Consider the following 26,779-nt stretch of genomic DNA (forward strand, 5'->3'; position numbering starts at 1 on the left):
GCTTATACCGTCTCCGGTGTTGTTTTTCCTGAAAGGAAGTCCAGTGTTTTCTGTTCTTCTTCCGTAGCTTTATAATCATATATCCATGAAGCAGTAACGGGAAGTGACATTAGTATAGACTCCGTTCTTCCACCCGTCTTTAATCCGAAAGTAGTTCCCCGATCATAAACCAGATTAAACTCTACGTAACGTCCTCGCCGGTAATTTCTCCATGCAATATTCTGCTCAGAATATTCTTTTTCCCGCTCTCCGGTTTGCTCCGCGTATATCTCAACAAAAGCTCTTCCCAATTCGCATGAAAAGGCAAACAGTTCCTCTTTCGAAAGGGAGTTTCCTTCGTGCTGGTGATCGTAAAAGATACCGCCAACTCCCCTTGTTTCATTTCGATGCGGAATAAAGAAATAGGTATCTGCCCATTCTTTAAACTTTGGGTAAAAAGAAGCGTCGTATTTATCACAAATTTTCTTTAAACGACTGTGAAACAGGCTTGCTTTTTCAGGAACGACGTAATGCGGTGTCAGATCTATTCCCCCACCTAACCAATACTCGCCCGTATCCATTTCAAAATAACGGATATTCATGTGAATGATGGGCACAAACGGATTTTTCGGATGAAGCACAATAGAAACCCCTGTTGCAAAGAATTCGCTTCCGTTCAACCCCAGTTGTTTGTTCATCGCTTCGGAAACAGGCCCGTGGACTGCGGAGAAATTCACACCACCTTTTTCGATCAGGTCTCCATCGGAAAGCACACGGGTTCTTCCCCCTCCTCCTTCTTCTCTTGTCCAAAGATCTTCTACAAAAGTTGATTTGCCATCCAGTTCTTCTAATCCCTTACAGATCTCATCCTGGATTTTACGATACTCTTCCGCTATTACTTCTCTACTAATAGACACGACCAGCCTCCTCTATCACAAAGTTATTATACCGAACGATAAACACATTATTGTTCTCAAAACCATTCTGAACACCTCTTGTTGAATAATGTATATTGTTTATCACCCCTTCAATCGGTTTCTTGGATTTCAATAAGTATTTCAAAACAAATTGCATTGTAACGTCAAATCCCTGCATAGCATATTTATCCGGATCTGTTTTATATACATCACGAAAAATCTTGATAAAATCCTGTACCTGTTGCTCCTCGTAATTGACCGAAACTGCAGATGGATAATGTAAGTTCAGACGGCGTTTGTAATCCAGCTTCACCTCGTCATAACCATCCCAATCGCGAAGTCCGTATACGCGGATATCGGCTTCGTCATAGGTTCTGGATATATTCCTCACCTTATTCATGGTCGTCATAAAGTTTGCTGCAAAAACACGGCTTTCGGAAGGAACCACAAAAATATTCACCATGTCCTTCTGAATATGCGTCGCAATATCTCTTCCTGAAGTAGATCCTAAATTAATTTCCTTCAGAACAGGTCTGAACGCTCCGGTTCCCAATTGATCATTTAATCGTTTCCGAACGATTTCGTAATTCTTTTCATCTGCTTTCAAACCACTTTTCACAAGAATAATATTGTGCTTCGCATGATTCTTAATCAATTCATCTGCCATTCCCTCCAGTAATCTTGTATCCGAAGGAACAGAAGCAAATACAAAACGATTACTCTTCAGATTAGAAACAGGTATAGGTACGGGAGCAAGAATGGGAACTTTATTCTTCTTCGCCCAGCTTGCAACAGCTTTAGATGGTCCGGGCATAAGTGGTCCAATCACTAAATCCCAATCCGACCCTTCCATTTTTCCAAGAAGCTTACTGGTAGTCAATGAATCAGATTTAGTATCAAACAAACTCACTTCTGCATTCAAGCCCAAATTCGCTAACGAATCAAGTGCCAGTTTTATTCCCATATAGAACTCTACAGCTACACTTGTGTATTTATTCATGGAAGCTCCGACAGAAACCCCATAAACTCCACCATTGAGATCATAATTCATCGGAAGTAAAACAGCAACCCGAAACTGATCTTTTCTCGGGAACAGCAAAACAGAATCTGCGATCAAATCATCATCTGCCTCCGGAACTTCCCGCACAACAACGCCTGTAATTGTTTCTTTTTTCAGGGGAATGACTAATACATCTCCTGTTCTTATTTTATTATTTTTGATCTTATTGACTTTCACAAGTGTATCCATCGACACCATGAACCGCTTCGAGATTGAATACAGGGTCTCGTGTTTCAGAACCGTATGTTCTACCAGTGAATCTTCAAAAATCACCCGAGTTACAGGCTGTTGTTCTCTTACCTGATCTTCAACTTGTTCTGGAGTCGTTGAATTTGTTGCTTGTTCATCAGTTCTTCCCTCAATAATCAATTCCTGACCGATGGAAAGTCCGTTTTCAACTCCCGGGTTTTTTGCCATTAAAACATCAACAGAGATTCCATACTTTCGCGATATGCCATACAACGTTTCTCCCTGCTCAACTTTATGGATTGTTCTTCTCTCTGTTTTCTGAACAGGTGCTGTAGTCGTCTCCTCTCCCGGAACAGGAATCCAGACAATCTGACCGATAGACAAACCGCTCTCTACTCCCGGATTTTCCCGAATAATCGATTCTACAGGCACTTTATAGGTATTATACAAACCCCAAAGTGTATTTCCCTGCTGGACAACATGTACATAAAACTTTTTCCCCTCTCTTTCCTTCACTTCGACTTCACCCGGTTGAGCGAAAGCGAACTGAACAAAAGACACACACAACACTAAACAATACAGCAGTCTGCTACTCATATTTTACTGTTTTTATTCCCACTCAATTGTCGCAGGTGGTTTAGAACTGATATCGTAAGTAACCCGATTAATCCCTTTCACCTGATTGATAATTTTATTTGAGATCTTAGAAAGAAAATCATACGGCAAATGACACCAGTCAGCAGTCATACCATCTGTAGAGGTAACTGCTCTGAGAGCAACCGCATTTTCGTATGTTCTTTCATCTCCCATAACTCCTACTGACTGAACCGGAAGTAAAATTGCACCGGCCTGCCAAACGTCGTCGTATAAACCGTCTTCTTTTAATCCGTTGATAAAAATAGCATCAACTTCCTGAAGAATGCGTACTTTTTCTGCTGTTACTTCTCCCAGAATACGGATCCCTAATCCAGGACCTGGGAATGGATGACGACCAAGGATGTTCGCCGGAATATTTAGCGTACTTCCTACCCGACGCACTTCATCTTTAAACAACAAACGCAAAGGCTCTACTACTTTTAGCTGCATATAATCCGGTAATCCACCGACATTATGATGTGACTTAATTGTAGCAGAAGGTCCTCCCGAAACGGAAACGGATTCGATTACGTCCGGATAAATAGTTCCCTGCCCCAGCCATTTTGCATCTTTCACTTTCTTCGATTCTTCATCAAAGACGTCTACAAATACTTTGCCAATCGCTTTTCGTTTTGCTTCAGGATCTGTCACTCCGGACAAGGCACTATAGAAATCAGAACTTGCATCTACACCTTTCACATTCAGCCCCATTCCTTTATAGGACTCCAACACATCCTGAAATTCGTTCTTTCTCAACAAACCATTATCAACAAAGATACAGTGTAAATTTGCACCGATAGCTTTGTGAAGTAACATCGCCGCAACTGAAGAATCGACTCCTCCGGAAAGACCTAATATCACTTTATCATCACCCAGTTTTTCTTTCAACTCCGCAACTGTTTCCTCAACAAATGATTGAGGTGTCCAATCCATTTTACAACCACAGATGTCCTTAACAAAGTTTCTCAGCATTTCCATTCCTTCTAAAGAATGGTATACTTCCGGGTGAAATTGGATTCCGTATGTTTCTTCTCCTTCAACATAATAAGCAGCTACCTGCACATCTTTTGTACTGGCAATTACCTTAAAGTTGTCCGGTAAAATCTTTATCGTATCTCCATGCGACATCCACACTTGTGAACCGTGGGAAACATTTTGCATCAACACATGACTCTGATCTACGAAAGACAGATTTGCTCTTCCGTATTCTCTTGTTGAAGAAGGAAGTACCTCTCCTCCAAAATTATGCGCCATGTACTGTGCACCAAAACACACTCCCAATAAAGGAAGTTTTCCTTTGATTTCTGACAAGTCCGGTCTGGGTGCTTTTTCATCCCTTACAGAAAAAGGAGAACCTGAAAGGATCACTCCTTTTACTTCTTCCCCATATTCAGGAACTTTATTCCAGGGATGAATTTCACAATAAACATTTAGCTCTCTTAATCTTCGAGCTATTAGTTGGGTGTACTGTGACCCAAAATCGAGAATCAGAATCATTTCTTGCATGGCGCAAAGATACTTAGTTGAATTTAATTTAAACGGCGGAATCCTGAAAAACCTCATTCATCCGCATTATCTTAATTGGTGGTACAAAGAGCACCTATATTCCCTTTTCTTTTAAGAACTCTAGAACATTCTTTTCTATACGGTTTTCCAAATCAGAAACATCTCCTTTCACGAAAGTCTTTCCTGAAATTTTTTCGTACAACTCAATGTATCTTTCGGTAATTGTAGCGACAAATTCATTCGTCATTTCAGGAATTTGTTGTCCCTCTTTCCCCTGAAAGCCGTTTTCTATCAACCATTCACGAACAAACTCTTTAGAAAGTTGCTTCTGCTTCTCTCCTTTCTCTTGTCGTTCGCTGTATCCCTCAGCATAAAAATAACGGGAGGAATCAGGTGTATGAATTTCATCTATCAGATAAATTTCATCTCCCCGTTTACCAAATTCATATTTGGTATCGACCAAAATAAGTCCCTGTTTTGCCGCCATTTCAGTACCTCGTTCGAAAAGCTCACGTGTATATTTTTCCAACAATTGGTAATCTTCCTCTGACACAAGTCCCTGAGCAATGATTTCTTCACGGGTAATATCTTCATCATGTCCTTCAAGGGCTTTCGCAGCAGGTGTGATAATGGGTTCAGGAAATTTATCATTTTCCTTCATCCCTTCCGGCATTTGTACACCGCACAACACTCTTTTACCCGCCTTGTATTCACGCCAGGCATGCCCTGCCAGATATCCGCGTATCACCATTTCAACACGAATCGGCTCACAGGCATATCCGATTGCAACCGAAGGATCAGGCGCTCCCAATAACCAGTTGGGACAGATATCTCTCGTTGCCTCAAGGAACATAGTCGCTACCTGATTCAATACTTGTCCTTTGAATGGTATTCCCTTGGGAAGGATCACATCAAAAGCAGAAATTCTGTCTGTTGCAACCATTACCATGTACTCATCTTTAATTGTATACACTTCGCGTACTTTTCCCTTGTAGACATTTGTTTGTCCGGGGAAATTAAAAGAAGTGGTTGTTACCGTATTACTCATTATTATCTGCTTTATCAAATGCTTCTATTATTCGTTTCACTAACCTGTGTCGTATCACATCATTCTGATTCAGATGCACAATACCAATCCCGTCAATTCCATCCAGAATAGTAAGTGCATACCGCAATCCCGAACGTTGTCTGTGCGGTAAATCTACCTGAGACATATCTCCGGTTATGACAAACTTAGCTGTTCGTCCCATACGGGTCAGGAACATTTTTATCTGACTCTCCGTTGCGTTCTGAGCTTCATCGAGAATCACAAATGCCTTATCCAAGGTTCGCCCTCTCATAAATGCAAGCGGGGCAATTTCTATCACACCATTTTCCAAAAAGTCATTTAACTTTTCCGGAGGAATCATGTCCCGCAAAGCGTCGTATAGAGGCATCAGGTACGGATCCAGTTTTTCTTTTAAATCCCCGGGAAGGAATCCCAAATTCTCCCCTGCTTCAACTGCCGGACGTGTAAGGATAATTCTCCGAATTTCCTTATTCTTCAGTGCCCGTACTGCTAAAGCAACAGCTGTATAGGTTTTCCCGGTACCTGCCGGACCAACTGCAAAAACCATATCATTTACATTGACAGTTTCAACCAGTTTTCGTTGGTTGAGTGTTCTGGCCATAATCCTGTGCCCGCCATTTCCATGTACCAACACTTCTCCCCCGTCTCCGGAAACTACTTTCGGACCATCTTCCAACATAAGATTATCAATGTTATTCTCAGAAAGTGAATTGTATTTATGCAAATGCGCAAGTATCAGTTCCAGTTTTGACTCAAATACTTCCAGACGCTCGTCATCCCCTATGGCAGTTAGCTCGTTACCTCTTGCCATAATTTTAATACCCGGGAAATACTTCCTGATATAGTTCAGCTTTTCGTTGTTCACCCCCAGTAGCAGAACCGGGTCTAGTCCCTTAATTTCAAACTTCTTTTCTTTCAAGTCCTGTTATCAATCAAAATTCAATTGCTATCCCAATTCAAAAAATAGGATTATTTTTGGGTCAAAATTAGGAAATAAATCATTTAGCTGCACATTTGCAAAACAAATGAGTATAATTACACTGACATCTGACATGGGTTTACAGGACTACTACGTGGGTTCCCTTAAGGGCTTCATCCTCCGTCAGTACCCTGAAGCAAGACTAATAGATATCAGCCACAGTGTACAGCCCTTCAATATTCTTCAGGCTGCTTTTTTCCTGCGCAACTGCATTTCTGACTTTCCGGAAGGCACTATACATCTCATCGCTGTAAACAGTGAGCCTGTCATTAATTTCGGACGACCGGAAGATGGTAAGTTCCCCAGTATAATGAAATTTAAGGGGCAGTACTTTGTATCGACTGACAATGGTTTCTTTTCCTTACTACTTAAAGATGCCGAACCAGAAAAAATCTATCGTATAGATGGCGCCGTTTCTTCTCCGGCTGCTCTGCGCTATCCTGCAAAAAATATTCTTGCAAAAGCTGCGGCTCAACTTGCTTCCGGAATTCCCGCAGATGAAATTGGTGAAGAAGTAGATTATTTCAACAAAGCTTTTGCCGTAAACGCTGTTATTGAAGAAAATCTTCTCAAAGGAACAGTCATCCATATTGACCATTACGGAAATGCAATCACGAATATAACCGAGGATCTATTCAAAAGGGTCGGAAATGACGAACCATTTACAATTTATTTCCGACGAAAAGAATATTACATTGACGAAATCAGTCACGCTTACGGCGACGTTCCGGAAGGAGAGAAGCTGGCATTGTTCAATTCCGGAGGTTATCTTGAGATTGCTATAAACAAAGGGGTTTCCGGCAACGGCGGGGGAGCTAATTCACTTTTCGGATTACATATCAATGATATCGTCCGCATCGAATTTTCGCCACGCGGCTCCCGATCAACACTTGAGTCCCTCTTTTAATTATTGACTATGATTACACGTATTGTCAAACTGGAAATACAGCCTGATAAAGCTCTGGAGTTCAGAAAAATTTTTGCAGAGAATCAAAAATCTATTTCCGGTTTTCCCGGTTGTCACGAAGTACGTCTGGTACATTCTAACTCTAACGACCAGACACATTTTACGATCAGTTTATGGGAGAACGAAGAATCTCTTGAAAATTACCGTCACTCTGAACTATTCGGAAAAATCTGGCCTACAGTAAAACCATGGTTTGCTGAAAAAGCACAGGCATGGAGTACCGTATCGTTCTAAAAGCGTTTTTTTAAAACTTTAACGCTTTGTCGTTCTGCTCTGTCAAAAAAACCGTTAATTTTGAGCAAAATCAGGCAATATGCGCGCTTTGTATTTGAAAGAAATCCGGGGATTCCTTAGTTCTATCATTGGCTATGTTTTTATATTTATATTCCTCATTGCCAATGGAACATTCCTCTGGTTTGTAAATTATGACACCAACATATTGGAAGGAAAGGTCGCCGACCTCATTCCTTTCTTTAATCTGGCTCCAGTAATTTTCCTCATCCTTATTCCGGCAATCACCATGCGGTCAATCGCTGAGGAAAAACGAACAGGCACAATAGAACTATTGTTTACGCGCCCTATCAGCGAGTGGCAAATTGTATTTTCCAAATTTTTGGCAGGGGCCACTCTGGTTTTTATCAGTCTCTTGCCCACTCTGGTTTATTACGTATCTGTTTATTACCTGGGAAAACCGGTTGGGAATATTGATCACGGAGCAACTATAACCTCGTATATCGGACTCTTACTACTTGGCGTATCTTTTGTTTCGATAGGTTTATTCGCTAGCTCCATTACACAATCTCAGATCGTAGCCTTTATTATTGCTATGTTCGGAAGTTGGTTTTTGTATGAAGGACTTGACCTGATTGGTTCTTTTTCGATTTGGGGAGATCTTGATTTTTTATTCAAGAACATTGGCATAAAAGCACACTATGACTCAATTATGAAAGGCGTTGTTGACACGCGTGATCTCATTTATTTTCTATCGTTAATTGCGATATTTTTATTAAGCACTCATACTGTTCTGAAAGGGCATAAACGATAAAATATGAATCAGAAGAAAATAGGTAATAAATTATACGACTGGGGACTGCTTTCTACGGTTCTGATCGGAATCATATTTCTGAACATTATCGGTTCCTTCTTTTTCTGGCGTTGGGACTTGACCCATGATAAGCGCTATTCATTAACCGAACAAACCAAAACGTTTCTGGAGAATACGGAGAACTTTCAGGACAAAGTACTGTTCAAAGTCTACCTGGAAGGAAATCTCCCCTCTGATCTGAAGCAGATTCGCAATGCTGTTGAAGATAAACTCAGAGACTTTTCTTTATACGCAGGGAACCGTATTGAATACGAATTTATTGATCCAAACGAAGGTTCGGAAATTGATGTTCAGGACCTAGGGGAAATACTCTACAGTGAAGGAAATGGGATCCGACCTACGGACATGACCATACAATCTGTAAATCAGGTAAACAACCTGCTTATCTGGCCGGGAGCGGTCATCACGTACCAGGGAGAAACAAAAGGGTATGTCCAGTTCTTTAACCGGTCGAGAATTCACTCTGCCGAAAATCTTGACGGGCTTGTACAGGGAGCTATAAATGATCTTGAATACAATCTTCTCAACGGACTTCGTCTGGCGGTAGCAGATCGAAAACCTGTCATAGGATTCTTGCAAGGGCATGGAGAATGGAACGAAAACCAAACAATGGTATTCCGGTCTTTGTTACGAAAAAATTATGTTACCAAAAATATTTCTATCAACGATAGTATAGACGCGCTCAATAAACTTGACGGATTGATCATAGCGGGACCTAAAAACCGCTTCTCAGAAAAAGATAAATATGTAATTGATCAGTTCCTGATGCGCGGAGGGAAACTAATGTATTTCGTAGATCCGTTGAATATCAATCAGGATTCATTGTTCTACAACGGTCATACACAGACCACTTCCCGGGCATTGAATATCTCGGATCAGATTTTTAAATATGGTATTCGTGTCAATGAGGATCTCGTAGTAGATGCGCAATGCGGACCTAATTACATTCCGGGGCACCCGCAAAAAATTATGCCCTGGTATTTCTATCCCATTGCAGATGGCACTAACCACCCTGTTTCTAAAAATATAGACCCGGTTGTTCTCCGCTATGCATCCTCGCTTGAATTTGTCGGAAATGACACAAACCGTAGAATCCCACTTCTTCAAAGCTCAGGAAATACAACGGTACGTCGTTCTCCTGCACGGATAGATTATCGTTTTGTAGATCTTGAGCCCGATTTTGCTGTGGATCCCGATAATCCGGCTAACAAAATTATGATGGCAGGAATCGTTGAAGGGCATTTTGTGTCCAACTACAAAAACAGACTTGTAGAAGAATTTGCTAAAAATCCCGAAGCCCGTTTCCTAGAAGAAAGCAGTAAAGCTTCGAAAGTTCTTGTTGTCGGTGATGCTAATCTGGTCACCAACAAATATGACTCAATCTACTCAAAATCACAAGGCAGATATGATTATCGCCCCGTGAACTTTGATGAATTCAAGTTTGATCCTTTTGATCCGAATATGAATGCAGGAAAGTCGATGCCGATGTTTGTATATGGGACAGCTGAATTCCTGCTCAACTCAGTCGATTACATGATGGGAGATGAGTCCGTATTAGGAGTGCGTTCCAGAAGTATAACCATCCGTCCACTGGATGAAGAAAAAATAAATTCAGAAGCCCGTTTCTGGCAGGTAATCAACATACTAATTCCTCTTATTGCTATCACATTTCTGGGAATTGTTTTCTTTTATATCAGAAAACGACGATTTGCCCGTTAATCAATCAGAGAAAATAAAATTATGACAGCAAAAAATAAAAAACTTGTATTTATCCTAGTAGCAGTAGTACTTGTTTCAATCCTTGGGATTTTCACCAATACATTACTATCAAAAAAAGGGAAATCCAGTCAGGTACTGGATAACTTTATGGTAGCCGATACGGCTTCTGTTGACAAGTTGATCATTTCCAATAGTCATGGTCACAGTGTTACACTTGTACGAGGCAGCCAGGAATGGGAGACGAAAGAAGGAGAGTGCGTCCAGCAGGAACCTGTCAACAACATTTTGCATACGTTAAATAAAGCAGCCGTAAAATCATTTTTACCGGAAGCGTCAGTTGAAAACATAAAAAATCAAATTATAGTTGACTACAAAAAGGTAGAGATTTTCCAGAATGGAAAATGGATTAAAACCTGGTATGTTGGAAATTCAACACCGGATCATTACGGGACGTATGTTTTGCTAGAAACCGTTGAAGAGGGTACGAGTAAGGCTCCGGTTGTTTTGGAGATGAAAGGTTTGAAGGGAACTATTGAACCCCGTTTCACTGCTGATTACAGGACACTTGCCTGCACAAAAATATACGGTTATACGCCTGACCAGATTAAACACATCAAACTTAAGAATTTCGAAAAGCCAGAGGAAAGTTTTGAATGGGTGAAAAACGGAGAATATTTTGACCTGATCTGGAACGGAAGTAAGCAATCCTATTATGACACGTTGAAACTGGTTCGTTACCTTGACCGATTCAGAAAGCTCCACTTTGAATCACACAATTACACATTCTCTCAGGAGCAGGCAGACAGTATGCGTCAGACACGCCCCTATATTAAGTTTTCAGTAACGGATAAAGACGGGAAAGAAACAGGATTAACAGCCTATCGTAAAAAGAATGAGACACCAAGACTGGACATGAACGGAGATACATTGCGTTGGGATGACAACCGTATGTGGGCTTTTCTGGACGACGGATTACTCGTTAAAATACAGTATTTTGTTTTCGATCCGATATTCGTTGACGGAACCTACTTTGTCCTGCAATAGGCACGAATACTCTCTGTCCGTTGTTAATTCAATGTGGATAAACAGTTTGTCCGTGGGTTCATATTATAAATTAATCCCACTATATTTGCTGTAGAATATAATGGTTAACAACATGCACTTTTTAGTTTCAAGCACCGCATTATTAAAACATTTACAAAGTATAAGCGGAGTTTTAAGTACGAACAACTCCCTTCCGATATTAGATAACTTTCTTTTTGAAATTAACGACGGTGAACTGACCATCAGCGCTTCCGATCTGGAAACAACGATGAAGACCAGCATGAATGTAGACGCTAAAGATGCAGGAAAAATTGCTGTCCCTGCCAAGCAAATTCTTGAAATGCTAAAGACGTTCCCCGAACAACCCCTGAATTTTCAGGTGAACACGGATAATTTCTCAATTGAAATTTCTTCCGATAACGGAAAGTACAGCATGGTAGGACAAAACGGAGATGAATTCCCGCGCACTGTGCAGGTGACTGATGCTAACAATATTCGTGTTTCAAGTGATATTATCGCCAAAGCTATCAACAAAACCCTTTTCGCAACAGGAAATGACGATCTTCGCCCGGTGATGAGCGGTGTATTCTGTCAATTCTCTCCTGACGATATTGTTTTTGTTGCAACGGATGCTCACAAACTTGTTCGCTATCGAAGAACAGATTCTGAGTCAACCGGTTCATCATCTTTTATTCTTCCTAAAAAACCATTAAACCTTTTGAAATCTAATTTAAAGGGTGACGAGGAAGTGATGGTTGAGTACAACGAATCCAATGCGGTGTTCAAATTCAATGATATTGTGATGACTTGCCGATTAATCGATGGTAAATATCCAAATTACGAGGCGGTTATTCCAAAAGAAAATCCAAACGTTCTTACAGTTGACCGAATTTCTCTTTTGAATTCGATTAAGCGCGTTTCTATCTTTGCTAATAAAACAACACATCAGGTTCGTCTGAAAATGGCCGGATCAGAATTAAAAATATCTGCTGAAGACCTTGATTTTTCAAATGAAGCAAATGAGCGACTTACCTGTAGTTATGCAGGTGAGGATATGGAAATTGGATTTAACTCACGTTTTTTGATGGAAATGTTGAATAACATTGATACTTCTGAAGTAAAAATCGAAATGAGTGAGCCAAATAGAGCCGGAATTATTCTTCCTGCGAATCCGGAAAACGAAAATGAAGATATTCTTATGTTGGTTATGCCTGTTATGCTGAACCGATAAGAGCACTTTACTTTATACAATTTTTATAAAAGTCCCGCGTTGAATAGTCGGGACTTTTTTGTTTCTTTAACTTCTCTCTTTCCGATTATTACGTAACTTTAGATTTAGTGATGATACGAACGGATAAAAAAATAATGAATAGCAACATATTTACCAGTACCGGAATTGCTCTACTTACTCTTGTTTTATTCGGGTGTGCAACCGTTTCTTCGGTTTCTCAGAACCCGGCAGAGCGTCAACAAAAAAGGAAAGAAGCCATTATTCAATCCATTCAGAATGATCTCACTGCCGGTCAGCGATATATTAATTTTGGTTTTGGAGATGAATATATTTCAAAACCTCCCAGTTTTAAACCACTCGACTCTCTTTATGCTGTTAAATATGAAGAAAGCAGGTATGGAGGATTGACCAGAAACAGAGAACAAGAATTAAACACACAAATTGCTGATCTATTATCTAAGATCCAAAAAGACACGGTTCTCTTCAAATACGAGATCAATCACCTCTTTGGTATTGAGGAGCAAGACAGTATTCTTTTCACTTCCGCCACATTTGTCTTAAATACCGAACACGAAGTAGAGAAAGTAAATATCGACTTTCTGTTTAAGGATCATAAAAAATTTGTGAATCAGTTTACTGAGTATATGCGCAAGGAATCCTTCCTTTATGCCAGCAGCTCACCAACTGACGAAGAAAGACAATTCTATAATTTTTTCTCAGTACCCTTTGATAATGCCGGAAGTGCAGAAAGAAAAGGAGATGTTATCGCTCATATCCTTCACGTTATGCGTGCTGCTGCAGTTCAGAAATCTCTTAACTCAGAGTTAGTCATAAAACAACTCATCCTGAATGACATTACAGCTTCTGTGAAGGATTATAAACCTGTTACCTGGTCATCTGTATATACTACAGTGGACGAAGACAATAATCTCAATGGATACTTTGTTGATCACGAATGGAGTTATGTCAATCTTGACGGAGAAAGTTACACCCTGAAGAGACGTTTTGAGATGGATGTTTATTTCAGAACTACTTCGGTACTCGCGATAGATAAGATTGAATCTGAAGAGTAATCGTTATAACAACCGGATTGCTCCTGACTCTTTCAGTACGAGTACGTTGACAGACTGGCTTCGAATCAGATTAATTTTCTTTTCGGATACACGATTTCCCGCTATCACCTTACTTTCAGCTGTTAATAAATTTATATCAAAGTAATCATTGAGAACAAACCAGTAATCCAATTCTTCAAAATGGATATATGATTTATCTTTGTTTACTTTTAATCCTAATGAAGCCTCTGTTAAGATAAATTGATTCTGTCGTATTAGGCGTGTCGAAATATTTACACCAAAATAATTTTCCAATGACCGTATCAGAAATTGAGCTTTTTCTTCGGCTTTTTCCCAATTTGAAAATAAAATAATCTCGCTGTGTACTCCCTTTCTAACAAACATCATTGGTGTTGGATGATTTAGTATAAACATATCCGAATCTTCTCTTCTGTCAAACCATTTTACTGTTTCAAAAACAAATAGCAGGACCGCTATACCAAGTGCCGTTTTCAGAACATTTTTCTGTTTGTTTGCCAAAGCGAAAAAAAGTACACCTAAAATCGCATACATCACAATTATTTCCCAAATCTCTAACTGAATCCCTCTAGTCAATGCAAAAGGCAAACCGCTAATCCATTCAATGAAATACACCAATCCATAGATAATTGCAGTCAAAAGCAAAGCAATAAAAGACCCCACAAATGGAATCGGACCGGTTACAATTAACCCAAGAGCAACCCCCAGAAGAATTCCGGAAAAGATCATTAGCCCCAGATTTGTCAGTAGAAAATAGTTAGGAAACTGATTGAAATAATACATCGTAAGCGGGAAGGTACCTAATTGTGCAGCAAGCGCAACGGAGGTTCCTTGCCAAACTTTGTGTAAAAAACTATTCCGGAGATATACTGCATTTTCAATACTTCCTGAAAACAGAAAGATTCCCAGCATTGCCAAATAGGAGAGTTGAAAGCCAATATCAAATAAAAATTCAGGAGCAATCAGTAATAGGACAAAGGCGGAAGCGAGAAGACTGTTTATTGAATTCTGCTGTTTCCCATAGAGCATCCCAATTGCCACAAATGAAAACATCAATACAGATCGATTCACTGAGGCAGAAAAACCTGTAATCCCGGCATACGTCCATAGAATTAGTAATAAAACAGTCAGCTCTGCCCATTTCGGAAGGTACCGGAAAAAGGTTCGGATCACCCATTGTAACAATACCAGAAAAATCCCAACATGTAAACCGGATACTGCCAGCAGATGCATTGCTCCTGCCCCCGAAAAAGCATCCCGTAAATCCGTCCGTATTGACGACTTATCTCCAAGCAAAATCCCTTTGGCTAACGCCAGTGCATCTCCATCCAAATGACTTTCCAATACTCGCTGTATGCTTGTATTTAACCTAGAGAAGATAGCAAATCCTCCATATTCCGATGCACGGTATACCTGAATAAAATCAGCATGGATATATGTTTGGTGAAAAATACCTTGATTTGCCCAATATCGTTTGGCATTAAATTCTCCCGGATTCCCTGTATTCTCTATTGGATGAATTTCTGACGAAAAGAGCACCTGATCCCCAGCTTTCAACATCGAAGCAGCATTTGTATCGATATAGGCAAGTAACTTTCCGGTAACTGTATACCCGATATCACCTGTCATTACTTTCAGAATCTCCAATTCGCATTTGTCAGTACTTTTTGCCGGCTGTACAGCAAGTAATTCTCCGACAAGAAACTCTCCTTCAATCTCTGAAAAGTGATCGGGTAACCTATTCGCACGACCGGACTGATGTATAAAAAAGCCTATCAGAACCAACCCTGTATACGTAAGGAAAGAAAACACTTCTTCCCTGTAGCTCTTTGTTACAAAAGCTATGACCAGGATTATCAAAATAACAATCAGAAGCGGACCGACAAAATAAGTCACAGCATAATGTCTGCCTGTCCAATCTGAAACAACAATCCCCAAAATAAGCGGCAATAACAGCTTTAGTATAGGGTAATAGGTTTTCATTGCAATAAGAAAAATACAAAAAATAATTTCATTTACAGAAACTTAATAAATCATTCACCTCCGGTAATCATTTCTTTCTCCTTTTGTCTAAATTTGCAGCTATGGAAAAGAAAGAAGACAAACTCAAGGATATTATCTCCCATGCAAAGGAGTACGGATTTGTATTTCCTTCGTCTGAAATCTACGACGGACTGGCTGCAATATACGACTACGGACAACTGGGTTCTGAATTGAAAAACAATATCAAAACGTACTGGTGGAAAGCAATGACCCAAATGCACGAAAATATTGTTGGAATTGACGCAGCTATTTTTATGCATCCGGACACATGGAAAGCATCCGGTCACGTGGATGCCTTTAATGATCCGCTTATTGATAATAAAGATTCCAAAAAGCGATACCGGGCTGACGTCCTTGTTGAAGATCATATTGAGAAAATACGTCAGAAGATCGAAAAAGAGGTTGCTAAAGGTCAAAAGCGCTTTGGTGATGATTTTGATGAAGTTCAATTTAAAGCGACTAATCCCAATGTATTACGTAATGTCGCGAAGATTGAAGAGATTGAAAATCGAATGCGTGAATCACTGGAAAAAGAAGACCTTGTGGCTTTCAAACAATTGATTGATGACCTTGAGATTGCTTGTCCTGTAAGTGGCTCCAAAAACTGGACAGAAGTACGCCAGTTTAACCTTATGTTCGCGACAGAGTTAGGCTCAGTGGCGGGAGACTCTTCTAAAATTTACCTTCGTCCGGAAACGGCACAGGGTATTTTTGTCAATTTCCTTAATGTCCAGAAAACGGGACGAATGAAAATCCCTTTTGGAATTGCCCAAATTGGTAAAGCATTCCGAAACGAAATTGTTGCACGTCAGTTTATTTTCCGTATGCGCGAATTCGAACAAATGGAAATGCAGTTTTTCGTACGTCCCGGAGAGGAAATGAAATGGTATGAATACTGGAAGGAACAACGTACCAAATGGCATCTTGCCTTAGGATTAGGAGAAAAGAATTATCGTCATCATGACCATATCAAATTGGCTCACTATGCAAATGCAGCAAGTGATATAGAGTTCAATTTCCCAATGGGCTTCAAAGAGCTGGAAGGGATCCACTCTCGTACCGATTTTGACCTGAAACAACACGAAGAGTTATCGGGTAAAAAACTTCGTTATTTTGATCCTGAGATCAATGAGAACTATATTCCATACGTAGTAGAAACATCTGTAGGATTAGACCGTATGTTCCTTTCTGTATTATCAGCATCTTATCATGAGGAAAAACTAAGTGATGGTTCTGAAAGAGTCGTAATGAATATTCCCCCGGCATTAGCTCCTTATAAAGTAGCTGTTATGCCTTTAACAAAGAAAGACGGTCTTCCTGAAAAAGCTCGTGAGATTATTGACACTTTGAAATTCGATTTCAATTGTCAGTATGATGAAAAAGATTCGATTGGTAAGCGCTACAGAAGACAGGATGCAATCGGTACTCCTTACTCTGTAACTGTAGACCATCAGACACTGGAGGACAATACTGTAACTATACGTGATCGTGACACTATGGAGCAGGAGCGTGTAAATATAGATGTATTACATCGTATTATCGATGAAAAAGTTTCACTTAGAAAGCTTTTGACAGCATAACAATTGATCATTCTAAAACCTGAAAAGCGCGGTCAGATTTGACCGCGCTTTTCTTATATCACCTGCTGCGTATTACTTCTGTTCTGTTTTACAGGTATTAATCCCGAATAACGTATATAACGGGCAAAAATTCAAGAAGGATGTAAGCACCAAAACTCCGGCTACAACCAAAAGAATAATTGACCAGGGAGTTGTCACCAACTCCATATATATCGCCAACAAAAGTAATAACGCCACTACAATCCGTATTCCTTTATCAATATTTCCCATATTCTTTTTCATCTGTACATGTTTTTAGTTTCAATAGTCAGATAACACTCATTTGTACCGTCAAATTAATGAATTATTCGATGGTAGTCAAATGATACCTGAAAATTAGTCTTGTTTCTGATATAAATCAGGTTTTTCAACTACCTCTGAAACAGTAATAAAGAATAGCTCCGGCACAATAACAAAGTACATCCAAGAAGTCTGCAGTATACCTATCTGACAAACGAGGAAGAAGCCATTCGAAAGCTATCGAGAACAAAATAACGGAAGTAATCAGCATTCCCAAATCGATCCGAAAAGAAGGATTCTTCGTAAAAAATCGTATAAGAATAGTAGTAAGAGGCAGAACAACAGGAATAACCAGAATGTCATCTACATATCCGGAAAGAAAAGGATGTTGAATTCCCGCTAGTAATACAAGCTGGTTCGTTGAAAATAATAACGCGGAAATAATAAATACCCAGGAGGCTAGCGGCTGTAGAAAATCGGCTTCGTTTTTCATCTCTTTAAGCAGACACCCAGGCTACTAACCAAACAAACCCTGAGATAATGTAAAAGAAAATCCAATAAATAGGGCGAATAAAGTATAACAATCCTTTTCGCCACCAGGGATACTCAGGTTTAATCTCGAACAGTTCTCCTTCCGGTTCTCTTTCTTTGATCAGTCCTTTTTTCTTTCGCACTTCAAAAAGCAGCTCATTTTTATCAAGTAACCCACCGCAGGATGAACAATTTTTAGGATTCCCCGGATTCCATTCTCCACAAGTTGGACATTTTTTCTCCTGCATGTTTATCCTTTAAATAATTCGCTGCAAATATCCGATAAGTTTACGAACCTGCCAACTTATCCTGTTTGAAAAACAGGGTACAAAAAATGAATTATGCAATTTCTAAACACAAAAAACTGTTTCCGGCACTCCGGAGAACAATTACTCTTCCGGGCTACCAAAAACAGTTCCTTTTATCGACTCAGAGATCTTCTGAGAAACTTAAAAATACTGTTGTAAAATCTGCTCCAGTTGCGTAGCAGGAATTACTCCTGATTGCCTCCAGACGATTTGTCCTTCTTTAAAAATTGCCAAAGTAGGAACTCCTCGTATCTGAAAGACCTGAGCAACTTGCGGATTTTTATCTACATCAATTTTTATAATACTGGCTTTGTCTCCTACCCGTGCTTTCAGGTCTTCCAAAATAGGTTTCATTGCCTTACACGGCCCACACCATTCTGCGAAGAAATCCACCAAAGTAGGTTTCGTATCTGCTACCAGCTCATTAAATGTTTTTGCCATATTTATTCCTTTGTTTCGGGATCTATCCCAATCCATTACTCCAAGATAGACTTTTTAATCAGGCTACCTGAGATTTGTAGTAATTTACTTCAAGCCACGATCCTCCGTTAACACATTCTATCCCCTGTGATTGTAATATTTGTGTCGCCATTCCACTTCTGTTTCCTGAAGCGCAACATAAAACAACGGGTGTTTTCATTGTGCGGAATTCATCTACCCGGGCTGTAAGCTCCTGAAGAGGAATATTAATAGAACCCGCTACATTACCTCCCATAAACTCTCCGTGTGTACGAACGTCTACTACTGTACCGTTTTGTACCATTTCCTGTATTGTCATGATTTTTCTTTTTTAAATTTATTCAACATACTCTTAATCAAATCGAAAACCAAACCTCCCATTACGGCTCCATACAGTGTCATATTCACCGGACTGGACTTAATCGTACAATACCCATCCTGACAACCAATATAGTACCAGTATAACCATCCGAGTAATGCCCCTAATCCTACTCCGGCTGCAACAAAACCAAATCTGGCCATTATTACTTTTGTTTTCATACAACAAAGATACGAAGGAGAGTTGCCTTACACAGTGACAAGAGTTACAGAGCAATAGGACACAAATAAAACAGGGCTGTCCCGAATAATCAGAACAGCCCCGCCAGCGTAATTCCGGCTAAAATGAATTAATAAACTATAACCTTGCTTGTTTTTCGATAAAGCCCGGATGTGATGTGAACAAAATAGTTACCGGAACTACTGCTACTCAAATCATACACTTTTTTAGTAACCTGCGAACCAAAATCAATGGAGACCTGCTCGTTGTAAATTGTTCTTCCGAAAGCATCTGTAATTTCTACAGTCACTTCACTCTCAGAGAAGTCTCCTAGTTCAACCGTTATAAGCCCTTCACTCGGGTTTGGGTAAACCTGAACCTCCGGGCTTACTTTCAAAAAATCATCCGGTGTATTTAGTGTGTACCCAACTGTAAAATAATACTCTATATGACTCCCAAAATCAGACTGGAACGTGTGCGCCATCTGTGCTCCGGGAATACGCAAACGAGCATATCCGCTCCCATCGTTATTTGCCCACCAGGAAAGACCATTTTCCGCACTATCTTCAATGCGGAGAATGTAACAGCCCTCCTGCAAATCAAATGTATCCCTGTAAATCGTATTGGCAACCATTCCGGGTTGATTTTCCCTCAAAACATTACCATACCCGTCGTATAATTTCCATGTTGTCTCATACGGTTTGGTATTTGTTCGCAACTGGAACTCCAGATTACCAGGCAACATAGGTGTTGTTTCAAATTCAGAAACCATCCCATTATTGAGTTCATTCTCATCGCTTCCTCCATTAGGAGTAATGATTTCTACCTCGAACTGATTAACACCGTTCTGCGAAACCCACTCCCATGATTCAGTTAGTGGTAATTGAACCTCTTCTGACTCGTCAAAAGCAAGGTTCCCCTGCCATTGAAACTCTCTCCAGTTGTTTCCATTTACAGCATACCGAATAGTCGCTTGTGTCAACGGAAGTTTTCCATAATTCTTAATTACTACTCTGGCATGATTACAAATCGGATTGAATCTTTTATAGTCATCCTTATTTGACGGAGCTATGATATCTTCAATTGCTGCATCTGTCTGAAAATTATGATCTCCGTATAGGAACAACTGTGTTTCCAGAATATAAACCGGAGCCTGTGTACCCGACCAATTGATTTGCTGAATATCGAGATCCAGCTCATGCGTTGATCCTGCCTGAATCAAATTCGTAATTTCATGATCAAAATGATGTGCACGCAATCCCGGGCACCAGTTAGCCCTGTCGTACAACCAGGTTCCTCCTTGCGGAAAGATCGGATTCTCTCCACATTTGTCATCCCACATGTTTTCCGAACCGAATTGGGTACCATCCAACTTCAGATAATAATTCCTCTCGCAAAACTCAGCACATGCAGTATTATTATCAAAACCGTGTCCTGAAGGGATAAAACGAACTTTTGCCCCGTCAATATCTCCCGGAAAATCAACATCCATCGGCACCGCGTGATTCTGTTCAAAATGAGTGTGACTCTGATAATTCCATCCGTCTCCACCTGTTTGCCAAAGGTTTCGGACTTCTTTCACTTCTCTTGGTGGCGTTCCTTCGATAAACTCAAAATCTATGGTAACGCTAAAACCACTTGACCACCCACCATAGAATGCTCTGATCTCTGCATCTCCCTGAAACAGGGGCGCATAATCTGTTACATCAAATGTATGAATGTGTTTCCATCCTGAATTATACCCATTGGCTCCAGTTCTCATATATCCTCCGTAAGGAGTAATAACACGAGCCAACTCAAATGATTCTTTCGCTTCAAACACATCCCAGGTTGTATCCGCATCATAAGGGTCTTCTGAGATTATAGTTATATCCGCAATTGTAGAGTCATTGTACCCAAGCGGTTTCCTCAGTTCAATCTTGGTTGTATAATCCCAATCACTACACCCTGTAGAGGCACACCCCATTGTGTAATGCATTAGTATTTTTGAATAAGTAACTCCTTCATCAGGAAATGTCACCGGCCGATCATAGTTCTCATACCAAACCATATCTACCGCATCGTGGACACGAAGTCTTGTCGTATCTCCAGGTGCAGCATATAGTACGGATAAAGAAGCTAAAGCCGTTACAGTTAAAATTAACTTTCTCATGGTATAGTTTTAAATTTTCAACAAAACCCAAAATAAGTGTATTGTTTTCAAACACTCTCAAAATACAGCGGGACAAGAGCAGGACAATAGTGTCCCGGTTTTATCCTTTAACGCACCAGCTGTACAAATCCGTGTTTATCAAACTCTTCACCTGATGATGAGCGTGCTACTATTTTGTAAAAATAAGTTCCGTTTATTAACTCACGTCCTCCTGCATCAGTTCCATCCCATAGGAAATCCGGATGGTCAGCCTGGAACACCGTATTCCCCCATCGATTAAAGATGGTTACTTCCAGCTCTTCAATACCTTCATAGGTAATTAACCTGAATGCATCATTAGCACCATCCTTATTAGGCGTAAAAACATTAGGTACGTCTAACCCGCAAACACCTGACACGGAAACGTAAAAGGAATCAACTTCCGACACACATCCGAACAGGTCTGCATAAACCAACAACATTGTATTGTCCTGAATCTTAATTTGTGGATTACCTCCCTCTACTCCAATTGCCCATATAATCTCAGCTGCCGGATGTGAAGATGTCACTACAGGAGAAATGGTCTCGCCCGGACAAACCACCATATCTTCCGGAACGAAAACATCTGGTTGAGGAATAACCTCTGTGAAGATCGAATCCTGAGCAGCTGGACAGTGTCCTGCCTGTCCTGTTACATACACCCATCCAGCGTCTGTATCGCTAACGGTAATTGTTCCACCGGAAAGATTATTCATAGGTTCCCAATAAAACTGGGTTCCTAATGCATTGGATGTGGCTGTAAGATCAACCGAACTTCCTTCACAGAAAACAGAATCTCCAAAAATCTCAACTGATAATTCCGGAATTACAGAAACAAGCACTTCTGCACTGCCAACACATCCGTTTGAGGTAGATGTTGCCGTCACTGTGTAAAGTGTTGTATCAGCAGGGCTGATTGTCCATTGCGTTCCGGTATGTGCCCCACTGTTCCAGTCGTATCCATTTACTACGATATCAGAACTAACAATAAGATCTATCGTACTCCCAAAACAGATAGATGTGTCCGGAGTAAGTGTCAACTGAGGTGCCGGACGGACTGTTACTACTGTTTGTACAGTGGACGAAACACAATTATTTTCATCTGTAACATTTACACTGTAAACAGTTGTTGAAGTTGGTGACACATCTAACTGAGCCTGATCAATATTTCCCGGCATCCAGTTAAACACCGGATTCTGCGCAGGTGTTGAAGCAGTCAATGTTGTAGTCTCTCCTTCACATATTGTTCCTCCACCGGTAACACTTATCGTAGGGTTTGGAGGATAAGAAACCGTTATATTATCAGTAAATGTACAAATGGGAGCAAAAGAAATATCATCTAAAGCAAAATCATTTCCTGCATCCAGTATATTTTGGTTAATAATGGAAAGTTGAGCACTGGTTTGCGCACCCGAATTCCAGGTAACAAAAAACTGCTGCCAACTGCAGGTTGAAGAAGAAAGTGTTAACTGATTTCCGACCTGTTGCCCATTAATTACAAATCGCAAAATCCCGGGATTATCACTTACCACGGATGTCGCCCAGACAGAAAACTGATAATCCGTGTTGGGAGTAACCGGAACGGTCTGCCCCCAGACTTCGGCATTGGAACTCGAAGAACCATTTACAATAAACATTGAGCCGGCGGAAGTCTGAACTGTATGATCATTACACGATACAAAATTTGTATGTGTTAAACTCGGATTGGATGAAATAGCGTAAGTTCCGGGGGAGGAAAGCTGTCCCCATGTACCTCCTGTCCCTTGTACATAGTCACTCGTGAATCCTGTATTTCCCTGAGAGAAGTCTCCGTTAGTTACAACATTCTGTAGCATAACCATTCCCTGACAGGAATAAGTTCCCGCCTGAGAAACAACTATTGAACTTTGAGTTGACCCATTACTCCACAGATAATTATCGTATGTAGACGGAGCTGATAATTGCAACGTTTCACCACAATTAAGTAATGTATCATTTCCAAAATTAATATCCGGATAATTCTCACATTGTCCCATCGATACTAACGATAGCATCGAAGACAACCCCATTACACCAAGCAACTTAATTGTATTCATAATTTTATAGTGATTTAGCTTTACTCAAATTTAAAACATACCTGTCTCTGTATCCTAAAAGCCGGCAAGACAAAAACAGGACAAAAAAGCGGGAGCTACGTCTGTAACTCCCGCTATTTCAGATTAAATCTATTGAATTATGAAACTACTACTGAACGACCAACTTTTGAACTGTCATTTTTCCATTCGTAATTACCTTCACGTAATATACACCTCCCTGCCAGTTACTTGTAGCAACCTGAACAGTTTTAGCATCAACTACAGAACTCATTACCAATTGTCCTGACACTGTATAAATTTCGATTTGTTCAATATTCATATCTCCGGATAAAACGGTTACAAAATCAGCTGCCGGGTTAGGGTACAAACTGATAGAGCTATCCGTCTCATTCGAAACGATTGAAGCTGTTCCATTCTCTACTGTGATGTTTTCTGTAATTACGGTTTCTGTACATCCGAATTCATTTTCCAATGTCACAGTAATCGTATAATTTCCATCTTCTCCGTATGTATGACTCTGAACAGAAGCTCCATTGGCGATTGTTGTTCCATCTCCAAAATCCCAACTGTAAGAAGTTGTATTTTGTGGATTAACTACAGCAAACAACTGATTCAAACCACCGCCTTGCACCTGAATACCAGCTGCCTGAGGAGTTCCTGCAATGTCAACCTGAATAGATCCAATTCCCAAACATCCGTCAGGATTTGTAACATAACAGATATAGTTTCCTGCTTCAGCCACTTCAATCGTCTGCGAATGCTCGTTTGTATTACTCCATGTGTAAGTAGAACCAGCATTTCCTGCATCAAGAAGTAATGTTTCTCCTTCACAAATTGTTGTATCATTTCCAAAATCAACAACCGGGTAATTATTTAAAATTTCATAGGTTCCAATTTTTCTTGAACATACCGCATCATCAGGGTTACTCATCCATACGTCGTAACGTCCCGGAGTCAATTCAGTAAAAATACTAGATGCCTGCCATTCTGAAGGAGTCCCTCCATTTTCAGCTGTGATACCGAAACTATATGTTCCATACATGATATTCAAATCATCAATAGCATGACGCAATGCATCTCCTCCTGTAGCTGCGGAGAAAAAATGTCTCCATGAAGATTTATCTGCCTGAGCATATTCTACCGGTAACTGAACAGAGTTGAATACAGTTACTCCATCAACAGTTAATGTTAATTGCCCGAATTGTGACACGGTAACTTCCACAGGAACATCTGTTCTGTTTTTCCACAAGCTGATATTGTCAGAGTAAGCCAGTACTTCGGAACTGGCAGGACCAAATGCGTTCGTTCCATTCCATCCGTACACTACATAAATTCCAGGCTCATTTCCATTCTCAGTTCCATTAGGAGCTGCATCAAAACAAACACGAAGTTTATTTCCTCTACCATTAACAACATTTTGGTAAGTCGAATAGTCTGCATTATCTGCAAAAGAGTATGTGATACCATCTGCACCACCAGTATTATAATTATTGATTGGTAAATCTGCTGTCAGATTGAATGACACAGAAAGATCTCCACTTAAAGCAACTCCCGGATTCTCAACAGCAAAGGCTCCTTTTAACGAGGTAGCTGAAGATGTTATCACCATTCGACCGTCTGTGATCGATGCATTTCCATACAGCACCGTATTTTCACCCGCATCTACCTCAAAATCATTTGCATAAAACTCCTGCATTCCAGACTGACCAAATGCATTTATCAACGAAATAGATCCTTCAGGTACATTACAGTCAACGTGAACCAAATCAGAAGACTCTGTTCCAAAACCAATAATAGCACTTACTGCTACAGAATCAATATAATCAGAAGGACAAGAAGAACTTCTCAATTGATAGTAGAACGTGTAAACACCATCCTGATTCGGAACGAAAATGTACTGGTTGGAAGTCGTCCAATCCAATGCTACTGTCTCTCCATCTTCTTCTAACCATCTATACTCCCATTGCCCCATTCCGGAAACAGATTCAGGAGTTCCCGATACTTCAAACGTAACCGGATCATTTGCCGTACAATTCTCAGCCGGTGAAACACTTGCTGATACAGCTACTTCACTTAAAGGCATAACAATTGCCGTTGCCGTATTTTCACAACCATTTGCATCTGTTCCTGTAACTGTATAACTTGTTGCGGTTGACGGAGAGGCTCCTACCATATCTCCAGTTGTTGCTGTCAATGCTGTTGATGGTTCCCATGAATATGTATCTCCACCTGAAGCAGTCATCACTGCAGACTCCCCACTACAAAAAGTATAACTTGCTGCATTTAGTGTGATTTCCGGCAATGGGTTAACTATAATCTCCAACTCATTTGAAATAGACTCTTCCATTGAAAGCTCACAAGCACTTACAAGTCGATAAGACGTAGTTTCCTGTATTCCTTCTACTGCATAAGTAAGATCAGTAGCTCCATCAATATCCGTCCATGTTCCGTTATCTAAAAACTGCCATTGAAGGCCTTGTCCGGCATAAAATTCGTCTGTATCCCCCTGTAAAAGGATATTCCCTCCTATACAAGGAGCACCAGTAACTGAGATAGTCTGAGCTGCAGGAGTAGTACAGTCCGGCGCAGGCGTCAAATCAAACTGTAAATTTGGAATGGTGGAAACCCGGGTTCCGGCATCCGGAGAAGCTGGATCTGTGTTTACTCCATCTGAACGAAAGTATAGTCCTCTGTTACTTCCAACAGACGTAGCCCCCCAACTTGAATTAGAAGTATACCCATCTTCGTTCTCGTCAACTGCAATAACCAGGTTATCTGCTCCGTTCCAGTTAAAAGGTGTAGAAAGTACAACATCTACCCAGTTTCCGGCACCAGGCGACGTTATTGTTCCTGAAAAAACTTGTGCCATTTCACTTACCGGCACCCAATCAGAACCTCCGTCAAATACACTTTTTGATGTATTCCCCATGTATACAGTCCAGTTTGTAGAATTAGTTAACGAACCACTCTGGAAATAAAATCTGATTGTTGAGATTGTACCCATAGTAGCTCCTTCACTTACCATATCACTTTGTAAATAAATCTGCTGTGAATATGAATATCCGTAATATGGTGCAATCGGGTTTGATGAAGAGGTCGTGGTTCCGGTTCCTATTTGATAGGTTGTCTGGGCGTGTACTCCCAAACCGGTTACCATAAAAAAAGCAGCAGCCACCGACTTAAGCCATCGATTTTTGCGCGTAGAAGTAATTCTTTTCATAAGTACTAATTTTGATATCTACCAAATCTATTAAGAACACAATCTCGTTCCTAACAGATGACAGGGACAAAAGCGGGACAATTA

Annotated in this window: 23 protein-coding genes; 8 read left to right on the forward strand and 15 right to left on the reverse strand. The window is 40.3% G+C overall.

The window, feature by feature from the left end:
• Positions 1-2: 2 nt before the first annotated feature.
• The 5 genes from hemF to ABDZ97_RS15760 form a co-directional block, all read right to left on the reverse strand.
• Positions 3-896 (reverse strand): oxygen-dependent coproporphyrinogen oxidase, encoded by an 894-nt coding sequence (gene hemF / locus ABDZ97_RS15740; RefSeq protein WP_343789971.1) that lies wholly within the window; start codon positions 894-896, stop codon positions 3-5.
• Positions 886-2,742 carry a LysM peptidoglycan-binding domain-containing protein gene (locus ABDZ97_RS15745; protein WP_343789974.1) on the reverse strand — a complete coding sequence of 619 codons (1,857 nt, stop codon included), beginning with the start codon at positions 2,740-2,742 and terminating at the stop codon, positions 886-888. The genes hemF and ABDZ97_RS15745 overlap by 11 nt, the downstream gene beginning before the upstream one ends.
• Positions 2,743-2,754: 12 nt before the next feature.
• A complete protein-coding gene (gene guaA / locus ABDZ97_RS15750; protein ID WP_343789976.1) occupies positions 2,755-4,287 on the reverse strand; it encodes a glutamine-hydrolyzing GMP synthase in 1,533 nt (510 codons plus the stop codon).
• 94 nt (positions 4,288-4,381) lie between these two features.
• Positions 4,382-5,335 carry a phosphoribosylaminoimidazolesuccinocarboxamide synthase gene (locus tag ABDZ97_RS15755; RefSeq protein WP_343789980.1) on the reverse strand — a complete coding sequence of 318 codons (954 nt, stop codon included), beginning with the start codon at positions 5,333-5,335 and terminating at the stop codon, positions 4,382-4,384.
• Positions 5,328-6,275, reverse strand: coding sequence for a PhoH family protein (locus ABDZ97_RS15760; protein WP_425542671.1), 948 nt, complete (start codon positions 6,273-6,275; stop codon positions 5,328-5,330). Before ABDZ97_RS15760 ends, ABDZ97_RS15755 begins: the two co-directional genes overlap by 8 nt.
• A gap of 106 nt (positions 6,276-6,381) precedes the next feature.
• Between ABDZ97_RS15760 and ABDZ97_RS15765 the strand changes: the two genes are divergently transcribed.
• The 7 genes from ABDZ97_RS15765 (at position 6,382) to ABDZ97_RS15795 (ending at position 13,474) form a co-directional block, all read left to right on the forward strand.
• The gene (locus tag ABDZ97_RS15765) at positions 6,382-7,242 is read left to right on the forward strand and encodes an SAM hydrolase/SAM-dependent halogenase family protein (RefSeq protein ID WP_343789983.1); all 861 of its coding nucleotides are present in this window, start codon (positions 6,382-6,384) and stop codon (positions 7,240-7,242) included.
• Between the two features lie 9 nt (positions 7,243-7,251).
• The gene (locus ABDZ97_RS15770) at positions 7,252-7,536 is read left to right on the forward strand and encodes a putative quinol monooxygenase (protein WP_343789986.1); all 285 of its coding nucleotides are present in this window, start codon (positions 7,252-7,254) and stop codon (positions 7,534-7,536) included.
• A 79-nt stretch (positions 7,537-7,615) separates the two neighbouring features.
• Positions 7,616-8,347 carry a gliding motility-associated ABC transporter permease subunit GldF gene (gldF, locus tag ABDZ97_RS15775; RefSeq protein WP_343789990.1) on the forward strand — a complete coding sequence of 244 codons (732 nt, stop codon included), beginning with the start codon at positions 7,616-7,618 and terminating at the stop codon, positions 8,345-8,347.
• 3 nt (positions 8,348-8,350) lie between these two features.
• Positions 8,351-10,126 (forward strand): gliding motility-associated ABC transporter substrate-binding protein GldG, encoded by a 1,776-nt coding sequence (gldG, locus tag ABDZ97_RS15780; RefSeq protein WP_343789993.1) that lies wholly within the window; start codon positions 8,351-8,353, stop codon positions 10,124-10,126.
• Positions 10,127-10,147: 21 nt separating this feature from the next.
• Positions 10,148-11,170: a hypothetical protein gene (locus ABDZ97_RS15785; protein WP_343789996.1), complete on the forward strand. Its 1,023-nt coding sequence runs from the start codon at positions 10,148-10,150 to the stop codon at positions 11,168-11,170.
• A 112-nt stretch (positions 11,171-11,282) separates the two neighbouring features.
• Positions 11,283-12,401 carry a DNA polymerase III subunit beta gene (gene dnaN / locus ABDZ97_RS15790; protein WP_343789999.1) on the forward strand — a complete coding sequence of 373 codons (1,119 nt, stop codon included), beginning with the start codon at positions 11,283-11,285 and terminating at the stop codon, positions 12,399-12,401.
• Between the two features lie 134 nt (positions 12,402-12,535).
• Entirely contained in the window at positions 12,536-13,474 is a 939-nt protein-coding gene (locus ABDZ97_RS15795; RefSeq protein ID WP_343790003.1) for a hypothetical protein, read from the forward strand.
• Positions 13,475-13,477: 3 nt separating this feature from the next.
• Here the strand turns inward: ABDZ97_RS15795 and ABDZ97_RS15800 are convergent, their stop codons facing one another.
• Positions 13,478-15,475, reverse strand: a complete 1,998-nt coding sequence (locus ABDZ97_RS15800) for a ComEC/Rec2 family competence protein (protein ID WP_343790006.1) — start codon at positions 15,473-15,475, stop codon at positions 13,478-13,480.
• A gap of 101 nt (positions 15,476-15,576) precedes the next feature.
• On the opposite strand from ABDZ97_RS15800, the gene ABDZ97_RS15805 reads away from it, so the two are divergent.
• Complete coding sequence (locus ABDZ97_RS15805; protein ID WP_343790011.1) at positions 15,577-17,115, forward strand: glycine--tRNA ligase; 1,539 nt, start codon at positions 15,577-15,579, stop codon at positions 17,113-17,115.
• Positions 17,116-17,187: 72 nt separating this feature from the next.
• On the opposite strand, the gene ABDZ97_RS15810 is transcribed toward ABDZ97_RS15805, so the two are convergent.
• The 9 genes from ABDZ97_RS15810 to ABDZ97_RS15850 all read right to left on the reverse strand — a co-directional run bounded on the left by ABDZ97_RS15810 (position 17,188) and on the right by ABDZ97_RS15850 (position 26,695).
• On the reverse strand, positions 17,188-17,397 hold the full coding sequence (locus ABDZ97_RS15810; protein ID WP_343790014.1) for a YgaP family membrane protein: 210 nt from the start codon (positions 17,395-17,397) through the stop codon (positions 17,188-17,190).
• A 124-nt stretch (positions 17,398-17,521) separates the two neighbouring features.
• Positions 17,522-17,887: a hypothetical protein gene (locus ABDZ97_RS15815; protein WP_343790018.1), complete on the reverse strand. Its 366-nt coding sequence runs from the start codon at positions 17,885-17,887 to the stop codon at positions 17,522-17,524.
• 4 nt (positions 17,888-17,891) lie between these two features.
• Positions 17,892-18,173 (reverse strand): hypothetical protein, encoded by a 282-nt coding sequence (locus ABDZ97_RS15820; protein ID WP_343790020.1) that lies wholly within the window; start codon positions 18,171-18,173, stop codon positions 17,892-17,894.
• Positions 18,174-18,374: 201 nt separating this feature from the next.
• Positions 18,375-18,674, reverse strand: a complete 300-nt coding sequence (gene trxA, locus ABDZ97_RS15825) for a thioredoxin (protein ID WP_343790023.1) — start codon at positions 18,672-18,674, stop codon at positions 18,375-18,377.
• A 58-nt stretch (positions 18,675-18,732) separates the two neighbouring features.
• The gene (locus ABDZ97_RS15830) at positions 18,733-19,011 is read right to left on the reverse strand and encodes a rhodanese-like domain-containing protein (protein ID WP_343790026.1); all 279 of its coding nucleotides are present in this window, start codon (positions 19,009-19,011) and stop codon (positions 18,733-18,735) included.
• Positions 19,008-19,232, reverse strand: a complete 225-nt coding sequence (locus ABDZ97_RS15835; protein WP_343790030.1) for a hypothetical protein — start codon at positions 19,230-19,232, stop codon at positions 19,008-19,010. Before ABDZ97_RS15835 ends, ABDZ97_RS15830 begins: the two co-directional genes overlap by 4 nt.
• A 128-nt stretch (positions 19,233-19,360) precedes the next feature.
• On the reverse strand, positions 19,361-20,812 hold the full coding sequence (locus tag ABDZ97_RS15840; RefSeq protein ID WP_425542676.1) for a T9SS type A sorting domain-containing protein: 1,452 nt from the start codon (positions 20,810-20,812) through the stop codon (positions 19,361-19,363).
• Between the two features lie 677 nt (positions 20,813-21,489).
• Entirely contained in the window at positions 21,490-23,475 is a 1,986-nt protein-coding gene (locus ABDZ97_RS15845; RefSeq protein WP_343790036.1) for a T9SS type B sorting domain-containing protein, read from the reverse strand.
• A gap of 148 nt (positions 23,476-23,623) precedes the next feature.
• Entirely contained in the window at positions 23,624-26,695 is a 3,072-nt protein-coding gene (locus tag ABDZ97_RS15850; RefSeq protein WP_343790039.1) for a PKD domain-containing protein, read from the reverse strand.
• Positions 26,696-26,779: the final 84 nt, after the last annotated feature.

Origin of the sequence: Wandonia haliotis (genome assembly GCF_039523435.1) — a bacterium.
GTDB classification, from domain to species: domain Bacteria; phylum Bacteroidota; class Bacteroidia; order Flavobacteriales_D; family Crocinitomicaceae; genus Wandonia; species Wandonia haliotis.

What these genes read in the sequence shown, in the direction of transcription:
- ABDZ97_RS15805 (WP_343790011.1), top strand. Translation starts at nt 15,577, where the DNA reads ATGGAAAAGAAAGAAGACAAACTCAAGGATATTATCTCCCATGCAAAG.
- guaA (WP_343789976.1), bottom strand. Translation starts at nt 4,287, where the DNA reads ATGCAAGAAATGATTCTGATTCTCGATTTTGGGTCACAGTACACCCAA.
- ABDZ97_RS15815 (WP_343790018.1), bottom strand. Translation starts at nt 17,887, where the DNA reads ATGAAAAACGAAGCCGATTTTCTACAGCCGCTAGCCTCCTGGGTATTT.
- ABDZ97_RS15830 (WP_343790026.1), bottom strand. Translation starts at nt 19,011, where the DNA reads ATGACAATACAGGAAATGGTACAAAACGGTACAGTAGTAGACGTTCGT.
- ABDZ97_RS15845 (WP_343790036.1), bottom strand. Translation starts at nt 23,475, where the DNA reads ATGAATACAATTAAGTTGCTTGGTGTAATGGGGTTGTCTTCGATGCTA.
- ABDZ97_RS15850 (WP_343790039.1), bottom strand. Translation starts at nt 26,695, where the DNA reads ATGAAAAGAATTACTTCTACGCGCAAAAATCGATGGCTTAAGTCGGTG.
- ABDZ97_RS15745 (WP_343789974.1), bottom strand. Translation starts at nt 2,742, where the DNA reads ATGAGTAGCAGACTGCTGTATTGTTTAGTGTTGTGTGTGTCTTTTGTT.
- trxA (WP_343790023.1), bottom strand. Translation starts at nt 18,674, where the DNA reads ATGGCAAAAACATTTAATGAGCTGGTAGCAGATACGAAACCTACTTTG.
- gldG (WP_343789993.1), top strand. Translation starts at nt 8,351, where the DNA reads ATGAATCAGAAGAAAATAGGTAATAAATTATACGACTGGGGACTGCTT.
- ABDZ97_RS15820 (WP_343790020.1), bottom strand. Translation starts at nt 18,173, where the DNA reads ATGCAGGAGAAAAAATGTCCAACTTGTGGAGAATGGAATCCGGGGAAT.
- ABDZ97_RS15795 (WP_343790003.1), top strand. Translation starts at nt 12,536, where the DNA reads ATGAATAGCAACATATTTACCAGTACCGGAATTGCTCTACTTACTCTT.
- ABDZ97_RS15810 (WP_343790014.1), bottom strand. Translation starts at nt 17,397, where the DNA reads ATGAAAAAGAATATGGGAAATATTGATAAAGGAATACGGATTGTAGTG.
- ABDZ97_RS15770 (WP_343789986.1), top strand. Translation starts at nt 7,252, where the DNA reads ATGATTACACGTATTGTCAAACTGGAAATACAGCCTGATAAAGCTCTG.
- dnaN (WP_343789999.1), top strand. Translation starts at nt 11,283, where the DNA reads ATGCACTTTTTAGTTTCAAGCACCGCATTATTAAAACATTTACAAAGT.
- gldF (WP_343789990.1), top strand. Translation starts at nt 7,616, where the DNA reads ATGCGCGCTTTGTATTTGAAAGAAATCCGGGGATTCCTTAGTTCTATC.
- ABDZ97_RS15765 (WP_343789983.1), top strand. Translation starts at nt 6,382, where the DNA reads ATGAGTATAATTACACTGACATCTGACATGGGTTTACAGGACTACTAC.
- ABDZ97_RS15755 (WP_343789980.1), bottom strand. Translation starts at nt 5,335, where the DNA reads ATGAGTAATACGGTAACAACCACTTCTTTTAATTTCCCCGGACAAACA.
- ABDZ97_RS15835 (WP_343790030.1), bottom strand. Translation starts at nt 19,232, where the DNA reads ATGAAAACAAAAGTAATAATGGCCAGATTTGGTTTTGTTGCAGCCGGA.
- ABDZ97_RS15800 (WP_343790006.1), bottom strand. Translation starts at nt 15,475, where the DNA reads ATGAAAACCTATTACCCTATACTAAAGCTGTTATTGCCGCTTATTTTG.
- ABDZ97_RS15785 (WP_343789996.1), top strand. Translation starts at nt 10,148, where the DNA reads ATGACAGCAAAAAATAAAAAACTTGTATTTATCCTAGTAGCAGTAGTA.